Consider the following 17,442-nt stretch of genomic DNA (forward strand, 5'->3'; position numbering starts at 1 on the left):
CAATAGCTGTTAAATGCCTTGACAAACGGCAAAGAGAGGAGTAAAATGAAAGCGATAACAAACAAGGAGGAGTTGACATGACTTCTAAAAAAATTTTATTGACCTCTCTTTCCGCAGCTGCTTTTCTATCGTTTGGGCACGTTCTTGCGGATGACATACAGCCTAACGTGACACCAAGTGCTCCAAGCCTTTCTGCTCCGACAACGGTTGATAATAGCATTGTCATTGACGGTGTTGTCTTTACCAAGCACGATGGAAAAAATCCTTACTATACAGATGGGGCAACGGCTTACTTGGTTGATCAAGCGGGTAATCTCGTCGGGCTTTCTGATGATGGAAATGGTCAAGAAATTAAGCTGGCTTTTGGCTCTGCCTATAATCAAGCAGGACAAGCCATTGACCCAAGAACAGGCATGGTGATTGCGTCAACAGAAGGATCTTCAATGGATGCCAATCAAAATATGGGAACAACGTCAACAGAGACCGAGACGGCTCCATCATCAGAACCAAGTACAGCACCATCCTCTAACGTGGTCAATCCAGACAGTCATATCCAAGAAAATATGCCTCCTCAAAAAGACACCAAACCTGCTATGGACCCATCATCTGAGAACAAAATGATGAACCATCAGGATAAAGAAAGGCAGTCAGCACCTGCACCAGTGGCTCAAAAGTCAACGCATCATACCCTACCAAAAACGGGTGAAAAAGAAACAGTAATGACTGCTATGACAGGTATGCTCCTTCTTGGTGCAGCAGGTCTTCTTAGCCTAAAGCGTTCAAAGCACGCCTAAAAGTCTAAAAAGGAACGCCCTTACCGTTTATGATGCCAATAAATCACACCCCAAAAGATTAGGAAAGTCTAGAGATTGGGGTGTTTTTTGGCATTGTTCCAGCCATCCCTGTTTTTTTCTGTCAAATCATCAGAATTTTGATATAATGGAGAGAAACAGGAGGAAACATGTTTATTATTGACTTTATTTTGCATATTGATGATCATATCTACAATATTGCTAATGCAGTAGGTGGTTGGACCTACTTGATTTTATTTTTGGTGATTTTCATTGAGACGGCAGCCATTATTTTCCCCTTTTTACCTGGGGATAGCTTGCTCTTTGCAGCGGGGGCAGTTGCGGCCAATCCTGAGATGAATTTTAATGTCGGTCTCTTTATGCTTCTCTTTTTCATTGGAGCCTTTGTTGGGGATACTTGTAATTTCTTAATTGGTCGGACTTGGGGTTATCGCTTTGTCCATAATCGTTTCTTTAGTCGCTTTATCAAGGAAGAGCACATCAAAGAAGCTGAACAGTATTTTGAAAAACACGGCTCAAGCGCTATTATCTTGGGACGTTATGTTCCTATCGTGAGGACCTTTGTTCCCTTTGTAGCAGGACTGAGCCAATTTCCGATTGCCGCTTTTATCAAACGTACCTTTATTGCGGCCTTATCATGGAGTTTGATTGCGACGGGTTCTGGTTATCTTTTTGGTAATATTCCCTTTGTTCGGGAGCATTTCTCAGCCATTATCATCGGCATTGTCTTTGTGACCTTGCTTCCGATGATGATTGGTGTGGTCAGAAGCCGTTTGAAGAAACATAATTAAAATGAGCTTCCCCTTGAAGGGGAGCTCATTTTAGTTGTTATTTTTGACGTTTCTTTTGTTTTCCAGCGTTGCGGTTGGTCTTTTTAGGTTGGCTAATTTTATTGCTGTTCGTTGGTGTGACGTCTTTGCGAGTTGGCGTAGGGATATTTCTTGGGGTCTTTGGCGGATTAGCTTTGAACTCCTCCTCAACTTTTTTACGCAGGTAAGGGCGCATGACATACATGGTGATGAGTTGTTGGAAGATGGAGAAGAATCCACCGACAAACCAGTAGAGGGTTACGGCTGCTGGCATGTTGTAAGAAATACCGAGCATCATGATCGGTGTGATATACATCATACTCTTCATTTGTCGAGCTTGGTTAGGATCCATCCCTTGCATGGTAGAAACAGAGAGCCAAGATTGGATGAGATAGAGTACACCGACAACAAGGACTAAGAAAATATCTGGTTTATCCAACTGAAACCAAAGGAAATGCTGTCCGTTAATGCCTTGGGTGTAGCGTGCAGCGTAGAAAAGGGCAGAGAAGAAAGGAAGTTGAATCAAGATGGGTAAACATCCCAAATCCCCAAACATGCTGACACCATTTTCCTTATGAGCCGCCATGAGGGCAGATTGAGCTGCCATTTTTTCTTCAGGGGTTTCTGCCTCAGTGAGACGATCCTGGAAAGGTTTTAGGATGGGCTTGAGGTACTCCATCTTAGCTGCTTTGTAGGTAGATTTCCAGCTTTGGTAGAGACCAAGGGGTAGGATAATCAAACGCACAATGATGGTGACTAGCACCAGTGCCATCCCAAAGCCAAGTCCCATGTCATTAGCAAAGTATTGAATGAAGTATCCCATCGGGCGAACCAAGAGGTTATAGACCCAGCCTTCACCGGTTGGAAGACCATTTTTGGTCTGGACACAGCCTGATAAGACAAAGAGCAGGCTAAGAGCGAGCCCAGATAAAAGGGCTGAACGTTGATATTTTTTCACAATTATAAATCCTTTATTTTTAATAGTACCCCTTATTTTACCTTTTTTTGACAAATTTCTCAATAGTTCTCTAGGCCCATTTTAATTTCCCATTTGAAAATCGCTAAAATCTGGAAAATGAGTGAGGGTGACATCAAGGTAAGTGACCTTGGCAAAGCGGCTAGGCCCTTTTCGGATGGCGTGGACAAATTGGGAAAGTTTTTGCGGGTTTTCGGATTGCACGAGGATTTCCACGGTGCCATCATCCTTGTTCCAAACTCGACCATAGAGGTCTCCCATCTCCCTCGCCAAACTCATGGTGGCATAGCGAAAACCAACTCCTTGAACCCGACCAGAAGCACGTAAGCGTAATTTTTGCATGGGCTATTCTCCTTTTTCTTTTTATTATACCACAGAATGTGTGCTATAATAGGGCTATGTTAGTGATTAGCTCAACCCAAAATAAAGTGATTAAAGCAGTAAGAAAGCTGCATCAGAAAAAACACCGCAAGACCAGCTACCTGATTGAAGGCTGGCACTTGTTTGAAGAAGCAAGACAGGCAGGCGCTAGCTTTCTTCGTATTTTTGTTCTAGAAAAAGACCTAGAAAAGTTGGATGGTCAAAGAGATCAAGTCTTTGTGGTCAGCGAGGAGGTTCTTGCAAGTCTGTCTGAAACCAAATCTCCTCAGGGGATTGTTGCAGAAATTGCTAGGAGTGAGCGGGATTTTCCTCAAAACTTGAGTGGAAAAATCCTCTATCTAGACGATGTTCAAGATCCAGGCAATGTCGGAACGCTCGTGCGAACAGCGGATGCGGCAGGTTTTTCTGCAGTGCTATTAACTCAAGGATCAGCAGACCTCTACAATCAAAAGACCCTACGCTCCATGCAAGGTAGCCATTTTCACCTCCCTATTTATCAGGGGAAAAAAGAGGACTTGTTGGACTTGGTCAAAGATAGTCACTTGACCTTGATTGCAACCACTTTGTCCAAAGATTCGGTGGATTATAGAAGTTTGCCTAGTCTAGATGAGTTTGTACTGGTCATGGGCAATGAAGGCAGTGGGATTTCTCAAGAAGTGGCTAAAAAGGCAGATATTCTTGCTCATATCACCATGCCCGGTCAGGCGGAAAGTCTCAATGTCGCTGTTGCAGGTGGGATCATGATGTTTCAGCTTATTTTCAGAAAAAGTTAAGCCTCTTTTAAGTTCTAATGGTATAATGAGACAAAAGAGGTAAGATTATGGTAAAATGTTATACAGAGGATCGTGAGTTTATGTCCTATGTGGGGCATCTCATTCACCATCCTCGCTTTGAAAAATTAGATAAAATTGTCCAACACCACCACTCGACACGTTATGAGCATTCTATCAATGTGGCTTATACGAGCTATAAGATTGCCAAAAAATTTGGCTGGGATGCTAAGAGTACCGCAAGAGGCGGTTTGCTCCACGACTTTTTCTATTACGATTGGCGCGTGACTAAGTTTAACAAGAGTCATGCTTGGGTTCATCCAAGGATAGCTGTTAGAAATGCTAAAAAATTGGTCAAGCTCAATAAAAAAGAAGAAGACATTATCCTAAAACATATGTGGGGAGCAACTATTGCTCCTCCTCGTTACAAAGAAGGCTATATCGTGACCTTAGTGGATAAGTATTGGGCGGTTAAAGAGGCTTTGACGCCACTGAGAAAACAGTGGAAAAAATTCTCTCATCAAAAATAAAGGAGTTCTATGAGTACAAACGTATATACTGGGGCAAATACAGGCCTCAATCAATTTTTTGCCAGAGTTTATAGTATTGTCGGTTTTGGTATCGGTTTGTCGGCAGTGGTTTCTGCCTTGATGCTTTATGTCTTTCCAGACAATATGGCTATGATTTTGCGCAATTACCCGTGGGTTTATTACGCTTCTGTCTTTTTGGAGCTGGGGCTTGTTTTTGTTGCTAGCAGTGCTGCAAGACGTAACACCCCTGCTGCCTTGCCACTTTTTTTGACTTACTCTGCCTTAAACGGTTTCACCCTTAGTTTTATCCTTAGGGCTTATACACAGGCGAGTGTTTTTCAAGCCTTTTTGTCTTCTGCCTTGGTTTTCTTTGTCATGGCAGTGATTGGACGAACGACCAAGCGTGATCTCTCAGGAATGAGTAAGGCTTTGATGGCTGCTTTTATTGGGATTTTGATTGCTAGTCTTGTCAATATCTTCCTAGCCAGTAGCGCTGTGACCTTTGGGATTAGCATTATCTCTGTGTTGATTTTCTCAGGGCTGATTGCTTATGACAATCAGATGATTACACGTGTCTATCAAGCAACGAACGGTCAGGTCAATGATGGTTGGGCTATTTCAATGGGGCTAAGTCTCTATTTGGATTTTATCAACCTCTTCCTTAATTTGCTTCGTCTTTTTGGTAGCAATGACCGGAATTAGGAGATGGAGTGTCCTTGACACTTCATTTTTATTAGGAAAAGAGAAAATTAACCGCACTTCTTTGTCAAATCAAGGGACATTTGGTATAATAGAGAAGTAAAAAATTGAGGAGAATCGAAATGACAACATTTCTTTGGATTTTATTGGTCATCGTTGCCTTTGGTGGCGGTTTTGTATTAGCAACATTTGTGGTAAGAAAACAAATTGAAAAAGAATTAGCGGAAAACCCAAGACTAAACGCTGATGCAGTCAGAATGATGCTCTCAGCCAATGGGCAAAAACCAAGTGAAGCCAAGGTGCAACAGGTCTATCACCAAATCATCCGCCAACAAAAAGCAGCTGTGGAAAAGGCTAAAAGTAAAAAATAAATCAAAAGGAGCAGGGCGCTTGCCCCTTTGCTCCTTGTTTTTTCGTTAAGGAGGAAGTATGGATAATCGTCCGATCGGTTTTCTAGACTCGGGTGTAGGAGGTCTTACGGTGGTCAAAGAGTTGATGCGCCAGCTTCCTCACGAAGAAATCGTCTATATCGGAGACTCGGCAAGGGCACCTTATGGTCCGCGCTCACGCGAGCAAATTCGTGAGTTCACTTGGGAGTTGGTGCAGTTTTTGCTCAAAAAAGAGGTCAAGATGATTGTCTTTGCCTGCAATACAGCGACTGCTGTTGTCTGGGAGGAGGTCAAAGAGGCGCTTGAAATTCCAGTGCTTGGGGTTATCCTTCCTGGAGCTAGTGCGGCTATTCAAGCGACCAAGAATGGTCGCATTGGTGTGATCGGAACGCCCATGACCATCCAGTCAGACATTTACCGAGAAAAGATTACCAATCTAGCGCCCCAGATGGTGGTTGAGAGCCTTTCTTGTCCACGCTTTGTTCCTCTAGTAGAGTCAGGGGAGATTAAGGGGAGTTTGAGTAAAAAAGTGGTCTATGAAACACTAGCTCCCTTTTCTGGAAGTGGCATTGATACCTTGGTCCTCGGCTGTACTCACTATCCCTTGTTACGTCCCATTATCCAGCATGTGGTGGGAAAAGAAGTAACCTTGATTGATAGTGGGGCGGAGTGCATTAGGGATGTGTCGGTCTTGCTCAATTATTTTGAAATCAATCACGAGAGAGGAAAGTTCCCTCTTAAGCATCGCTTTTACACTACAGCCAGTGCGAATCAGTTTCAAAAAATCGCAGAAGAATGGCTGGGACAAGCTATTCAGGTAGAACAGGTGACATTATGACAGATAAGATATATGAGTATAAAACAGATTCCGATTGGTATATCGGAAAATGGCAGGGTCAAGGTGAGATTATCGGCGCTTTTTCCTTTGATAGGGGGAGGCTCTATGAGCCATTTGCGCGTGTTTCTGATTTCTTTGATTTGGCAGGTTTGCGTTCTTGTTCTGAGCAGGAGGGAAGTTTTAGCGTTGAGGTGATCCGCTATGGCTCTGATTTTCGCTTGATGACCTTTATCCTTGAGATGATTAATGAAGAGACGCATCGTAACCTTCGCCTAGAGTCTAGAAATGGGGCTCTGCTTTTGGTGGAAGAGGAGCAACTCTTGGGACTTTATCTGCCAAAAGAAGGTGTAGCTTTGCCTGATTTTCTTGGAGAATCCCAGAAAAAAAACCTCTTGGTGGCCACTCACAATGAGGGAAAAACGAAAGAATTTCGGGCCTTGTTTGCTCCCTTAGGTTATGAAGTGGAAAATCTAAATAGCCATCCAGAACTCCCAGAAGTCGAAGAAACGGGCATGACCTTTGAAGAAAATGCTCGCCTAAAAGCGGAGACCATCTCGCAGTTGACAGGTCAGATGGTGTTGGCAGATGATTCAGGACTCAAGGTGGATATTTTAGGTGGGTTGCCAGGGGTCTGGTCGGCGCGTTTCTCAGGTCAGGAGGCGAGCGACTTAGAAAATAATGCAAAACTCCTCCACGAGTTGGCCATGGTTTTTGAGCAAAAGGATCGCTCGGCCCAGTTTCACACCACATTAGTCGTGGCTGCACCAGATAAAGATAGCCTCGTTGTTGAGGCGCAGTGGCCGGGCTATATCGCCTTTTCGCCCAAAGGAGAGAATGGTTTTGGGTATGACCCCCTCTTTTTGGTGGAAGAGACAGGCAAAACAGCAGCAGAACTCAGCTCTGATGAAAAAAATCAAATCTCCCACCGCGCACAAGCGGTTAGAAAACTAATGGAGGTATTTCCAGAATGGCAAAGTACACTCTAATCGCCATGAGTGATTCCCATGGCAATAAAGCCGTTGTCGAAGATATTGTCAAACACTATCAAGGGAAAGTGGATGCCATTTTCCATAATGGTGATTCGGAATTATCCAGTGAAGAAGCGGTCTGGTCAAATGTTCAGGTGGTTCGAGGGAACTGTGATGTGGATACTCGTTTTAAAGAAGTGCTTATCACAGAGTTTCCAGGGCTTAGAATTGCCCAAACACACGGACATCTCTACCACATTAACTTTTTCTGGGATCGTTTAGAACTTTGGGCACAAGAAACACAGGCTGACATCTGCCTTTATGGTCACTTGCACCAAGCAGATGCTTGGAAAGAGGGAAAGTGTGTCTTTATCAACCCAGGTAGCGTTGAACAGCCAAGAGGATTGGTTCGTGAGAAATTGTACGCTAAAATCGAGGTGAGTGAGACGACCATCACGGTTGATTTTTACACCCTTGATCATGAGCTTTTCCCTAGTTTATCGAAAGAGTTTAGCCGATGATTGCAAAAGAATTTGAAGAGTTTTTACTAGCTCATATGGAGACCTACTTGACACCAGCTGAGGAGCTGGCGGTCTTTATTGATACTCATAACGTTAGCCATGTCATGCTACTTTTAGCCAGCAACGGTTTTTCGCGCGTGCCTGTCCTCACCAAGGACAAGCACTATGTGGGCACCATCAGCATGTCTGATATTATCAAGTATCAAAGAGACCATGACCTCAGCGAGGAGGATTTGGCGGACTTAGATATTGCTCATATGGTCAATACACGCATCAAGACAGTATCGATCACTTCTGATCTCACCGAAGTGATGCATAAACTAGTAGATACCTCTTTTCTTCCGGTCTTGGGAGAAGATGGGCTTTTTATCGGCATTATTACCAGAAAGTCAGTACTAAAAGCTATTAATAGTTTGTTGCATGATTTCAACCAATATTATGACATAAGGCCTAGAGAGAATGAAAGAAAAGATTGAAGCCTTTTTAAAACATAAGTCTTTGTCTGCCTTATCGCAGGAGGCTTATCGGTATGACTTGAGCCAATTTAAACAACTGGTGGGAGAGAACATTAATCGTGAGGCACTAGGCTTTTATGAGCGTTGGTTATACCAGCTATCAGCAGCAACGAGAAAGCGCAAGTGTTCAAGCGTCAATCAATTTTTAGCCTATCTCTACGATCAAGGAGATTTAGCCGTTTCTTATCGCTTAAAGACGTCGGCTATCAAATCTTTCCCCCAAGAGGTTTCTGGTGACTTGCTTGATTTGAGCAGGCTGCGTTTGATTAAAGGGCAAGAACAGGGGCATTTGTTGGTGCGATTGATTGTTGAGTTGGGTTTGTCTGCCCATGAGTTGGTGTCTCTTCAGTCGTCCTGGGTGGATCCGACTTTTCGCTTGTTAAGTATTCGTGATGAAGGTCGGCTGAGGGTGCTTGGCTTGTCTGAGGAGTTGTTGTCTTTTTTATCGCCTTATTTGGACGGGCATTATTTGTTTGAACATGAGGGAAAACCTTACACGAGACAGTGGGTCTTGCTTCAAATTCGCTCTTACGGCAAAGCCCTTGGTTTAGAGGGGCTAAATGCTAAAACCTTGCGCGAAGACTACATCAGACGAGAAGTGAAAAAAGGCGTCTTTCCAAGACAGTTAGCCAAAAAACTGGGCTTGAAGTCGTCTGTGACATTAGAAAAATACTATCAGTAATGGATATCAAATTAAAAGATTTTGAAGGCCCCTTGGATCTCCTGCTTCACTTGGTGTCCAAGTACGAGGTCGATATTTATGACGTGCCGATTGTTGACGTGATTGAGCAATACCTTGCTTATTTATCAACCTTGAAGCAAGAAAAGTTAGCGCTGGCTGGGGACTATATGGTGATGGCTAGTCAGTTGATGGTCATTAAAAGTCAAAAACTCTTGCCCATTGTCCAAGAGGTGCAGGATGTGGAGGAATTGCCGGAGTATGACCTCTTGCAGCAAATTGAGGAATACCGTCAATTTAAGGCGCTCAGTCAGGAATTGTCCACTCAGCATGAAGAACGGGCAGCTTATTTTTCAAAACCCAAAATGGAGCTTTTGACCAATGATTTGACCTTGAAAAAAGACAAGTCGCCGATTGACCTTTACTTGGTCTTTTCCCAGATTTGGGAGAGGCGAAAGGTAGAATTAAGCCAATCGCAAACAGTAGTGAGCGCAGAAAATTACCGCATTGAGGATATGATGACAACTATCGAGGCGGCCTGCCAAGAAGGAAGGCAATCTTTTGAGTTGATGTGTCAAAAAAAGAGCTTGGGGGAATTGGTGACGCTTTTTCTGGCCTTGCTTGAGTTAGTTAAGCGTGGCAGTATCGTTTTGTATCAAGAGCAGCCGTTTTCAGACATTCAACTAGAAAGGACGCATCAATGAGTTTATATCTGGCTAAGATAGAGGCCCTTTTATTTGTCGCTGGAGAAGAAGGGCTTTCTTTGGGGCAATTAGGCAGTTTGTTGGATATGGCACCGACTGCTTTGTATCAACAGCTAGAGCAGTTAAAGGCAAAATACCAAAAAGATGACACCACTAGTCTGTGTTTGATTGAAACGGCAGGTACTTATAAATTGGTCACTAAAGAGCATTTTGCAGATCTCTTAAAACAGTATGCAAGAACGCCCATCAATCAGAGCTTGTCTCGCGCGAGTATGGAGGTCCTCTCTATTATCGCTTATAAGCAGCCCATCACACGCGTGGAGATTGATGCCATTCGCGGGGTCAATTCGAGTGGGGCGATTAGTAAATTACAGGCGCTTGATTTGATCAAAGAGGCTGGTAAAAAAGAGGTCATCGGACGTCCGAATCTCTATGCAACCACGACTTATTTTCTTGATTATATGGGGATTAATCACTTGGATGAACTGGTTCAGGTGACAGGACTAGATGAAGAGACAGGAGAGTTTGATTTATTTGCAACAAAAGAGGAGGAATCATGAGAATCAATAAATACATCGCCCATGCAGGCATTGCTAGCAGGCGTAAGGCTGAAGAGCTGATCAAAGCAGGCAAGGTCACTATCAATGGCAAGCGAGTGGTTGAGCTAGCAACTACGGTCAAATCAGGTGACGTGGTCGAAGTCGAAGGTAGCCCAATCTATAATGAGGAGAAGGTCTATTACCTTTTTCATAAACCGCGTGGGGTCATCTCTAGCGTGACCGATGATAAGGGGCGTAAGACAGTAGTGGATTTCTTCCCACAGGTCAAGGAGCGCATCTACCCTGTTGGTCGTTTGGACTGGGACACGTCTGGTCTTTTGATTTTGACTAATGATGGGGATTTCACGGATAAGATGATTCACCCAAGAAACGAAATCGACAAGGTCTATGTGGCAAGGGTCAAAGGCATTGCCAATAAGGAAAATCTGCGTCCGTTGACGCGTGGTGTTGTGATTGATGGCAAGAAAACCAAACCAGCTAGATACAACATCCTCAAGGTAGATACTGAGAAAAATCGTTCCGTGGTGGAATTGATCATCCATGAAGGGCGCAATCACCAAGTCAAGAAAATGTTTGAGAGTGTGGGGCTTTTGGTGGACAAGCTCTCGCGTGTGCGCTTTGGTAGTTTAGATTTGACAGGGCTAAGACCAGGTGAAGCCAGACGCCTCAATAAAAAAGAAGTCAGCCGCCTCTATAATGAAGCTGTGACCAAATCATGACCAAACTTTTACTAGCTTTCGTTCGGTTTTATCAGCGCTATATTTCTCCTCTTTTTCCTGCGACGTGTCGCTATCAGCCGACCTGCTCGCAGTATATGGTAGAGGCGCTTCAAAAGCATGGCTTAAAAGGTTTTATCATGGGATTAGCTCGGATTTTGCGTTGTCATCCTTTTGTCAAGGGTGGAGAGGACCCGGTTCCTGATCATTTTTCTATCAAGCGCTCTAAATCGCCAAAAATGTGAACTACGGTTTGCATTTTTTTTGGTATTACTTTCACGTTTTCTTTGACACAAGTGGGTCAAATAGGTGTATAATGATAAAAAACACTGAAAAAGGAGACGATGATGTATATCAAAGCAGATGCCTTTATTTACCCTTATGACAAGAAAGAGGGAGGATATTTGGAAGTCAGAGATGGTCGTTTTGGCGAGTGGTTAGAGACTCTTCCAGCTGGTGAGGACTTCTTGGATTATACTGGTTACTGGATTGCGCCAGGTCTATTTGACACGCATGTGCATGGTTATGCGGGTGCAGATGTCATGGACTGTAAGTGTGAAAGTCTTGAAATCATGAGTGAGAAACTACTTTCAACAGGGGTGACCAGTTTTTTGCCAACGGCTTTGACGGCTGATTTTGAGACCTTGGATGAGGTTTGTAGGATTAGTGTGGAAGCCAAGGATAAGGTCAAAGGGGCTAAGATTCAAGGGCTTTATTTTGAAGGACCTTATTTTACAGAAAAATATAAGGGCGCGCAAAATCCAAGCTATATGAGAAATCCAAGCGAGGAAGAGCTGGATCAGTGGTTGGCTTCTTCCCAAGGTCTTTTGACCAAGATGGCCATTGCCCCAGAGCGTGAGGGGACAGTAGAGTTTATCACTTATGCTAAGGAAAAAGGCTTGGTCGTTGCATTAGGTCACTCAGATGCTAGATATGATGAAGCCAAAAAAGCAGTGGAAGCAGGCGCCAGTGTTTGGGTTCATGCCTATAATGGCATGCGCGGTCTCAACCACCGTGAACCTGGTATGGTGGGAGCCGTCTATAATTTGCCAAACACCTATGCTGAGCTTATCTGTGATGGTTACCATGTGCATCCATCTGCTTGTGAGATCTTAATGGAGCAAAAGGGTTATGACCATGTGGCTTTGATCACCGACTGTATGAGTGCAGGGGGCATGCAAGATGGCGACTATATCTTGGGTGAGTTTCCTGTTATCGTGGAAAATGGAACCGCTCGCCTCAAATCTAATGGAAGCCTTGCTGGCTCTATCCTCAAGCTAAAAGATGGGGTGAAACATGTGGTCGAGTGGGACTTGGCTGATGTGGTTGAGGCCATTCGCATGGCTAGCTACGTACCAGCTAAAACCATGGGGCTCGAAGACACCTGTGGTCAAATCAAGTCAGGTCACGCGGCAGATTTTATCGTCTTGACCCCAGACTTGGAATTAAAGGCGACCTTTGTGGATGGTGAAAAAGTCTTTGACGCCTAACAGTTCTGACTAGACACTGACCAGACTTTGTGCTACAATAATCACAGCTGAAAAAGGACAAGACAGGACTTATCCAAGCGAGTCTGGGGTGGTGAGAGCCAGATGATGAGACGTTTTGACTGAGGCAGTTTCAGCTGGATAGATACCATATTATATATAAACAATGAAGTAATAAATTAGGGTGGAACCGCGTTTTCAACGCCCCTATGTTAAGGCATAGAGGGGAAAAAGCGTGGTTCTTTTTCTTTTGTCGAGAGGAGAGTAAGATGGCAAAAAAATTAACCTTTCAAGAGATTATCCTGACCTTGCAACAGTATTGGAGCGACAAGGGCTGTATGCTGATGCAGGCTTATGATAATGAAAAAGGAGCAGGAACCATGAGTCCCTATACTTTTTTACGGGCGATTGGACCAGAACCATGGAATGCGGCTTATGTGGAGCCAAGCAGACGACCAGCAGATGGCCGTTACGGGGAAAATCCTAACCGCCTCTACCAGCACCACCAGTTTCAAGTGGTCATGAAGCCAAGTCCTGATAATATCCAAGAGCTTTATTTGGAAAGTTTGGAAGTTTTGGGTATCAATCCTTTAGAGCATGATATTCGCTTTGTTGAGGACAACTGGGAAAACCCATCGACTGGTTCAGCTGGTCTGGGCTGGGAGGTCTGGTTAGACGGGATGGAAATCACTCAGTTTACCTACTTCCAACAAGTGGGGGGACTTGAGACCATGCCTGTGACCGCAGAGGTGACTTACGGCTTGGAGCGTCTTGCCTCTTATATCCAAGAGGTGGATTCGGTCTATGACATTGAGTGGACTAAAGGGGTGAAATACGGTGAAATCTTTACCCAGCCTGAATATGAACATTCTAAATACAGCTTTGAGGTCAGTGACCAGGATTTGCTTCTAGCGAATTTTGAAAAATTTGAAGCAGAAGCCAAGCGCTGCTTAGAGGAGAATTTGGTTCATCCTGCCTATGATTATGTCCTTAAATGTTCACATACCTTTAACCTCTTGGATGCTAGGGGGGCTGTTTCTGTGACCGAGCGGGCAGGCTATATCGCGCGTATCCGCAATTTGGCTCGTCAAGTAGCCAAAACCTTTGTGGCAGAGAGAAAGCGTCTGGGCTATCCTTTGCTAGATGAACAAACAAGAGCAGACTTACTAAAGGAGGAAGACCATGCCTAAAAATCTATTAGTGGAGCTTGGTTTGGAGGAGATGCCCGCTTATGTGGTGACACCGAGCATGGAGCAGTTGCGTGAGCGCATGATTGCCTTTTTAAAGGACAATCGATTGTCCTTTGAGCGCATTGAGATGTTTTCTACCCCGCGTCGTTTGGCGGTTCGTGTGGTAGATTTAGCCGATGAACAAGAAGATTTGACCGAGGACTTCAAGGGGCCGTCTAAGAAGATTGCTCTGGATGAGGAGGGCAACTTTACCAAGGCAGCTCAAGGATTTGTGCGTGGGAAGGGCTTGACCCTAGAGGACATCACGTTTCGTGAAGTCAAGGGGGAAAGTTATCTCTATGTGACCAAAAATGAAAAAGGAAAACCAGCTAAGGACGTGTTAGCAGACCTACCAGAGGTCCTAAACGCCATGACCTTCCCTGTTAATATGCATTGGGGCAATCATCGCTTTAAATACATTCGCCCAGTTCACACCTTGGTGGTACTGCTTGGTGATGAGATTCTTGAGATGGACTTTTTAGGCATCAAGAGTGGACGAGTGAGCCGTGGTCATCGTTTCTTGGGTAGTCAGACAGAGATTGCAAATGCTAGCAGTTACGAAGAAGATTTGCGCCGTCAGTTTGTCGTGACTAATGCTCGGGAGCGCGAAAACCTCATCATTGAGCAGATCAAGGCTTTAGAAAAAGCCCATGATGTGGTGGTGGAGATTGACGAAGACCTGCTCAACGAAGTTCTCAATCTAGTGGAATACCCAACTGCCTTTATGGGACATTTTGATGCCAAATACCTTGATGTGCCAGAGGAAGTCTTGGTGACCTCCATGAAGAATCATCAACGTTACTTTGTCGTGAGAGATAAGTCTGGTCGTCTGCTTCCTGCCTTTGTATCAGTGCGTAACGGAGATGACAAGGAGCTAGAGAATGTCATCAAGGGAAATGAAAAAGTGCTCCTTGCTCGTCTAGAAGATGCGGAATTTTTCTGGCGTGAGGATCAAAAATTGGTCATTGCAGACTTGGTGGCAAAACTTTCTAATGTCACCTTCCACGAGAAAATCGGTTCTCTTTCTGAACACATGAAGCGGACCAAAGCTATCGCAGAAGTCTTGTCCAAGCAGATTCCAGAAGATGTGGATCAAGCAGACCTATTACGTGCGGCAGACATTTACAAATTTGATCTCCTCACGGGGATGGTGGGTGAATTTGATGAGCTTCAAGGTCTCATGGGGGAAAAATATGCCCTTTTAGCAGGAGAAACACCAACTGTTGCCACTGCCATCAGAGAACATTATCTGCCTATCAGCAGTGAGGGAGACTTACCAGACAGCCCAGTAGGTGCCCTTCTTGCCTTGGCAGATAAGCTAGATACACTGCTTTCTTTCTTTAGTGTCGGCTTGATTCCAAGTGGCTCAAACGATCCTTATGCCTTGCGTCGGGCTACGCAAGGACTGGTACGTATCTTGGATAAGTTTGGCTGGGATATTGACCTCCTAGACTTGGTGGATCAACTCTATGATTTAGACTTAGTGGGGCTTACCTATGCCAATAAGGAAGAGGTCAAGGCCTTTATCAAGGCACGGGTAGAGAAAATTTTGTCGGATCAAAAGGTAGCCAAAGACATCCGTGAGGCGGTACTGCTTAGTCCAAACTTTGTCGTGAGAGAGCGCATCGATGTGGCGACTGCCTTGGTCGAACTCTCCAAAACAGCAGGCTACAAAACAGCTGTGGAAAGTTTGGCGCGTGTCTTTAACTTGGCACAAAAGACAACAACTGTCACAGAGATTCGCCAGGACTTGTTTGAAAATGAAGCAGAAAGAAGGCTTTATCAAGCTGTCTTAGACCTTGACTTGACTCAAGATCCAAAAGAGAACCTTGAAAAACTCTTTGCTCTAGAACCTGTCATCACTGCCTTTTTTGACCAAACCATGGTCATGGCTGAAGACGAGGAGATTAGAGCCAACCGTCTAGCACTGCTTAGCCTTTTAAAAGAAAAAGCAGAAAAACTAGCCCAATTTAACCACCTCGAAACCAAATAATACAAGATTAAAAGGAGATAACCATGGAACAAGCAAAAATCGATCGCATTAACGAACTGGCTAAAAAGAAAAAAGAAGAAGGCCTCACACCAGAAGAAGCAGCGGAACAAGCTACTCTTCGTGAGGAATATATCGAAGGTTACCGCCGTTCTGTGCGTGCCCATATCGAAGGCATCAAGATTGTTGATGAAGAAGGCAATGATGTGACCCCTGAAAAACTCAAACAAGTGCAACGTGAAAAAGGTCTGCACGGTCGTTCCCTAGACGATAAAGATTAAGAGAAAAGAGCTACCTAAGCTAATTTAGCTTGGGTAGTTTTTCATTGACAATTTAAAGGATTTAAGCTAAAATTGGGAAATATCGTGTAAACTAACACGAAAGATTAAAGGAGACAAACCATCATGAAAAAAACAACACTGTTCCTCTCGGGACTCACTCTTGCTAGCTTATTGGTTTTAGGAGCTTGTGCGAGTAAGCAGACGGCAACTGCACCATCATCTAGCCAAGCAACAGTGGCTTCTAGCTCTTCATCGCAAGCTGCCTCTAGCACTTCATCTGAAAAAACAGCTACTAACACCAGTGCAGCAAATCAGATGACCAAGGACGAGGCTAAAAAAGCTGCTCTTGAAGATGCAGGTATCGAGGAGAGCAATGCCACTTTTACTAAGGTTGCAACCGATCTAGATGACGGAATCAATGAAATCGAAATCGAATTTGTTTCTAATGGGAAGGAATACGACTATACCTTCAATGCAGATACTAAGGAAATGATCTCAAAGAGTTCAGAGCCTGTGGATAATGATTAAAAGAGGAAAAAGGAGGTTGGGTCAGTGTCCCAGCCTTTTTTGGACAGATTTGAGGGAGAAGTTGGTTTCTGGTTTAGAAAAATCCTAGAAATATGATAAAATAGAAGCATGACAGAAGATTTTCAGCATGTAACCGTTTTATTAAAAGAAACCGTTGATCAATTAGAGGTCAAGCCAGATGGCATTTATGTGGATGCCACTCTAGGAGGGGCAGGGCATAGCCGTTATTTGCTTTCCAAACTGAGTGAAAAAGGTCACCTTTATTGTTTTGATCAAGATCAAACAGCGATTGACCATGCGAAGGAAAGCCTCAAGGATTATGTCGTAAAAGGACAAGTCACCTTTATCAAGGATAATTTTAGGCATTTGAGAGCAAGACTCTTGGAACATGGAGTCGAGGCGATTGACGGCATTCTCTATGATTTAGGTGTTTCTAGCCCTCAGCTGGATCAAAGAGAGCGCGGTTTTTCTTATAAGCAAGACGCGAAGCTCGATATGCGGATGAATCAAGAGGCTGCTTTTTCAGCTTATGAGGTGGTCAATACTTACTCCTATCAAGATTTGGTGCGTATCTTTTTCAAGTACGGTGAAGACAATTATGCCAAACAAATCGCTAGAAAGATTGAGCAAGCTAGACAAGTTAAACCGATTGAAACCACAACTGAGCTGGTGGAGTTGATTAAGGCAGGAAAGCCCGCCAAAGAACTCAAGAAAAAAGGTCACCCTGCCAAGCAAATTTTCCAAGCTATCCGCATCGAGGTCAATGATGAGCTAGGTGCAGCTGATGAGTCCATTAGTCAAGCTATGGAAATGTTGGCACCTGGTGGCAGGATTTCAGTGATTACCTTTCACTCCTTAGAAGACCGCTTAACTAAGCAGCTTTTTAAGGAAGCAAGTACGCTTGATGTACCAAAGGGCTTGCCTTTTGTGCCAAAAGACTTAGAGCCAAAGATGAAATTGGTGACCAGAAAGCCGATTTTGCCGAGTGAGGCTGAGCTTGAAAGTAATAATCGTGCTCATTCTGCCAAACTTAGGGTGGCTGAAAAGATAAGGAATTAAG

General features: G+C 44.1%; 23 protein-coding genes. 21 read left to right on the top strand and 2 right to left on the bottom strand.

Features of this window, described 5'->3' with window-relative positions:
• The first annotated feature begins 77 nt into the window (after positions 1-77).
• A complete protein-coding gene (locus ACZ49W_RS02150; RefSeq protein WP_464813697.1) occupies positions 78-794 on the top strand; it encodes an LPXTG cell wall anchor domain-containing protein in 717 nt (238 codons plus the stop codon).
• Between the two features lie 167 nt (positions 795-961).
• Positions 962-1,603 carry a VTT domain-containing protein gene (locus ACZ49W_RS02155; protein ID WP_464813698.1) on the top strand — a complete coding sequence of 214 codons (642 nt, stop codon included), beginning with the start codon at positions 962-964 and terminating at the stop codon, positions 1,601-1,603.
• Positions 1,604-1,640: 37 nt separating this feature from the next.
• Here the strand turns inward: ACZ49W_RS02155 and yidC are convergent, their stop codons facing one another.
• Together yidC and ACZ49W_RS02165 are read right to left on the bottom strand one after the other, a co-directional pair.
• Positions 1,641-2,579 (bottom strand): membrane protein insertase YidC, encoded by a 939-nt coding sequence (gene yidC, locus ACZ49W_RS02160; protein WP_464813699.1) that lies wholly within the window; start codon positions 2,577-2,579, stop codon positions 1,641-1,643.
• 81 nt (positions 2,580-2,660) lie between these two features.
• The gene (locus ACZ49W_RS02165) at positions 2,661-2,939 is read right to left on the bottom strand and encodes an acylphosphatase (RefSeq protein WP_464813700.1); all 279 of its coding nucleotides are present in this window, start codon (positions 2,937-2,939) and stop codon (positions 2,661-2,663) included.
• A 56-nt stretch (positions 2,940-2,995) separates the two neighbouring features.
• Between ACZ49W_RS02165 and ACZ49W_RS02170 the strand changes: the two genes are divergently transcribed.
• The 19 genes from ACZ49W_RS02170 to rsmH all read left to right on the top strand — a co-directional run bounded on the left by ACZ49W_RS02170 (position 2,996) and on the right by rsmH (position 17,441).
• The gene (locus ACZ49W_RS02170) at positions 2,996-3,751 is read left to right on the top strand and encodes a TrmH family RNA methyltransferase (RefSeq protein WP_464813702.1); all 756 of its coding nucleotides are present in this window, start codon (positions 2,996-2,998) and stop codon (positions 3,749-3,751) included.
• Between the two features lie 47 nt (positions 3,752-3,798).
• On the top strand, positions 3,799-4,278 hold the full coding sequence (locus ACZ49W_RS02175; protein ID WP_464813703.1) for an HD domain-containing protein: 480 nt from the start codon (positions 3,799-3,801) through the stop codon (positions 4,276-4,278).
• A gap of 9 nt (positions 4,279-4,287) precedes the next feature.
• Positions 4,288-4,980 (top strand): Bax inhibitor-1/YccA family protein, encoded by a 693-nt coding sequence (locus ACZ49W_RS02180; protein ID WP_464813704.1) that lies wholly within the window; start codon positions 4,288-4,290, stop codon positions 4,978-4,980.
• A 119-nt stretch (positions 4,981-5,099) separates the two neighbouring features.
• Positions 5,100-5,348 (top strand): YneF family protein, encoded by a 249-nt coding sequence (locus tag ACZ49W_RS02185; protein ID WP_464813705.1) that lies wholly within the window; start codon positions 5,100-5,102, stop codon positions 5,346-5,348.
• Between the two features lie 58 nt (positions 5,349-5,406).
• Entirely contained in the window at positions 5,407-6,204 is a 798-nt protein-coding gene (gene racE / locus ACZ49W_RS02190; RefSeq protein ID WP_464813706.1) for a glutamate racemase, read from the top strand.
• A complete protein-coding gene (locus tag ACZ49W_RS02195; RefSeq protein WP_464813707.1) occupies positions 6,201-7,190 on the top strand; it encodes a nucleoside-triphosphate diphosphatase in 990 nt (329 codons plus the stop codon). Before racE ends, ACZ49W_RS02195 begins: the two co-directional genes overlap by 4 nt.
• Positions 7,172-7,693: a metallophosphoesterase gene (locus ACZ49W_RS02200; RefSeq protein ID WP_464813708.1), complete on the top strand. Its 522-nt coding sequence runs from the start codon at positions 7,172-7,174 to the stop codon at positions 7,691-7,693. Before ACZ49W_RS02195 ends, ACZ49W_RS02200 begins: the two co-directional genes overlap by 19 nt.
• Positions 7,690-8,169 (top strand): cyclic-di-AMP-binding protein CbpB, encoded by a 480-nt coding sequence (gene cbpB / locus ACZ49W_RS02205; protein WP_464813709.1) that lies wholly within the window; start codon positions 7,690-7,692, stop codon positions 8,167-8,169. Before ACZ49W_RS02200 ends, cbpB begins: the two co-directional genes overlap by 4 nt.
• Positions 8,153-8,890, top strand: a complete 738-nt coding sequence (gene xerD, locus ACZ49W_RS02210) for a site-specific tyrosine recombinase XerD (protein ID WP_464813710.1) — start codon at positions 8,153-8,155, stop codon at positions 8,888-8,890. The genes cbpB and xerD overlap by 17 nt, the downstream gene beginning before the upstream one ends.
• Positions 8,890-9,591, top strand: a complete 702-nt coding sequence (locus ACZ49W_RS02215; protein ID WP_464813711.1) for a segregation/condensation protein A — start codon at positions 8,890-8,892, stop codon at positions 9,589-9,591. Before xerD ends, ACZ49W_RS02215 begins: the two co-directional genes overlap by 1 nt.
• Positions 9,588-10,151 carry an SMC-Scp complex subunit ScpB gene (scpB, locus tag ACZ49W_RS02220; protein WP_464813712.1) on the top strand — a complete coding sequence of 188 codons (564 nt, stop codon included), beginning with the start codon at positions 9,588-9,590 and terminating at the stop codon, positions 10,149-10,151. The genes ACZ49W_RS02215 and scpB overlap by 4 nt, the downstream gene beginning before the upstream one ends.
• Positions 10,148-10,870: a pseudouridine synthase gene (locus ACZ49W_RS02225; RefSeq protein WP_464813713.1), complete on the top strand. Its 723-nt coding sequence runs from the start codon at positions 10,148-10,150 to the stop codon at positions 10,868-10,870. Before scpB ends, ACZ49W_RS02225 begins: the two co-directional genes overlap by 4 nt.
• Positions 10,867-11,112: a membrane protein insertion efficiency factor YidD gene (gene yidD, locus ACZ49W_RS02230; RefSeq protein WP_464813714.1), complete on the top strand. Its 246-nt coding sequence runs from the start codon at positions 10,867-10,869 to the stop codon at positions 11,110-11,112. The genes ACZ49W_RS02225 and yidD overlap by 4 nt, the downstream gene beginning before the upstream one ends.
• Before the next feature lie 102 nt (positions 11,113-11,214).
• Complete coding sequence (nagA, locus tag ACZ49W_RS02235) at positions 11,215-12,357, top strand: N-acetylglucosamine-6-phosphate deacetylase (protein ID WP_464813715.1); 1,143 nt, start codon at positions 11,215-11,217, stop codon at positions 12,355-12,357.
• Between the two features lie 266 nt (positions 12,358-12,623).
• A complete protein-coding gene (gene glyQ / locus ACZ49W_RS02240) occupies positions 12,624-13,544 on the top strand; it encodes a glycine--tRNA ligase subunit alpha (RefSeq protein WP_464813716.1) in 921 nt (306 codons plus the stop codon).
• On the top strand, positions 13,537-15,576 hold the full coding sequence (gene glyS / locus ACZ49W_RS02245) for a glycine--tRNA ligase subunit beta (RefSeq protein WP_464813717.1): 2,040 nt from the start codon (positions 13,537-13,539) through the stop codon (positions 15,574-15,576). The genes glyQ and glyS overlap by 8 nt, the downstream gene beginning before the upstream one ends.
• Positions 15,577-15,599: 23 nt before the next feature.
• Positions 15,600-15,854: a DUF896 family protein gene (locus tag ACZ49W_RS02250; RefSeq protein WP_464813718.1), complete on the top strand. Its 255-nt coding sequence runs from the start codon at positions 15,600-15,602 to the stop codon at positions 15,852-15,854.
• 123 nt (positions 15,855-15,977) lie between these two features.
• Positions 15,978-16,382, top strand: a complete 405-nt coding sequence (locus ACZ49W_RS02255; protein ID WP_464813719.1) for a hypothetical protein — start codon at positions 15,978-15,980, stop codon at positions 16,380-16,382.
• Between the two features lie 108 nt (positions 16,383-16,490).
• The gene (gene rsmH / locus ACZ49W_RS02260; protein ID WP_464813720.1) at positions 16,491-17,441 is read left to right on the top strand and encodes a 16S rRNA (cytosine(1402)-N(4))-methyltransferase RsmH; all 951 of its coding nucleotides are present in this window, start codon (positions 16,491-16,493) and stop codon (positions 17,439-17,441) included.
• Position 17,442 lies beyond the last annotated feature (1 nt).

This window comes from Streptococcus sp. STR1/CE/0325 (assembly GCF_055386095.1).

Coding starts and splice junctions, on each gene's coding strand:
- ACZ49W_RS02215 (WP_464813711.1), top strand. CDS start 8,890: ATGGATATCAAATTAAAAGATTTTGAAGGCCCCTTGGATCTCCTGCTT.
- ACZ49W_RS02255 (WP_464813719.1), top strand. CDS start 15,978: ATGAAAAAAACAACACTGTTCCTCTCGGGACTCACTCTTGCTAGCTTA.
- ACZ49W_RS02180 (WP_464813704.1), top strand. CDS start 4,288: ATGAGTACAAACGTATATACTGGGGCAAATACAGGCCTCAATCAATTT.
- xerD (WP_464813710.1), top strand. CDS start 8,153: ATGAAAGAAAAGATTGAAGCCTTTTTAAAACATAAGTCTTTGTCTGCC.
- ACZ49W_RS02155 (WP_464813698.1), top strand. CDS start 962: ATGTTTATTATTGACTTTATTTTGCATATTGATGATCATATCTACAAT.
- glyS (WP_464813717.1), top strand. CDS start 13,537: ATGCCTAAAAATCTATTAGTGGAGCTTGGTTTGGAGGAGATGCCCGCT.
- ACZ49W_RS02165 (WP_464813700.1), bottom strand. CDS start 2,939: ATGCAAAAATTACGCTTACGTGCTTCTGGTCGGGTTCAAGGAGTTGGT.
- ACZ49W_RS02200 (WP_464813708.1), top strand. CDS start 7,172: ATGGCAAAGTACACTCTAATCGCCATGAGTGATTCCCATGGCAATAAA.
- scpB (WP_464813712.1), top strand. CDS start 9,588: ATGAGTTTATATCTGGCTAAGATAGAGGCCCTTTTATTTGTCGCTGGA.
- yidD (WP_464813714.1), top strand. CDS start 10,867: ATGACCAAACTTTTACTAGCTTTCGTTCGGTTTTATCAGCGCTATATT.
- rsmH (WP_464813720.1), top strand. CDS start 16,491: ATGACAGAAGATTTTCAGCATGTAACCGTTTTATTAAAAGAAACCGTT.
- ACZ49W_RS02185 (WP_464813705.1), top strand. CDS start 5,100: ATGACAACATTTCTTTGGATTTTATTGGTCATCGTTGCCTTTGGTGGC.
- racE (WP_464813706.1), top strand. CDS start 5,407: ATGGATAATCGTCCGATCGGTTTTCTAGACTCGGGTGTAGGAGGTCTT.
- ACZ49W_RS02170 (WP_464813702.1), top strand. CDS start 2,996: ATGTTAGTGATTAGCTCAACCCAAAATAAAGTGATTAAAGCAGTAAGA.
- ACZ49W_RS02150 (WP_464813697.1), top strand. CDS start 78: ATGACTTCTAAAAAAATTTTATTGACCTCTCTTTCCGCAGCTGCTTTT.
- glyQ (WP_464813716.1), top strand. CDS start 12,624: ATGGCAAAAAAATTAACCTTTCAAGAGATTATCCTGACCTTGCAACAG.
- ACZ49W_RS02250 (WP_464813718.1), top strand. CDS start 15,600: ATGGAACAAGCAAAAATCGATCGCATTAACGAACTGGCTAAAAAGAAA.
- ACZ49W_RS02175 (WP_464813703.1), top strand. CDS start 3,799: ATGGTAAAATGTTATACAGAGGATCGTGAGTTTATGTCCTATGTGGGG.
- ACZ49W_RS02195 (WP_464813707.1), top strand. CDS start 6,201: ATGACAGATAAGATATATGAGTATAAAACAGATTCCGATTGGTATATC.
- ACZ49W_RS02225 (WP_464813713.1), top strand. CDS start 10,148: ATGAGAATCAATAAATACATCGCCCATGCAGGCATTGCTAGCAGGCGT.
- nagA (WP_464813715.1), top strand. CDS start 11,215: ATGTATATCAAAGCAGATGCCTTTATTTACCCTTATGACAAGAAAGAG.
- cbpB (WP_464813709.1), top strand. CDS start 7,690: ATGATTGCAAAAGAATTTGAAGAGTTTTTACTAGCTCATATGGAGACC.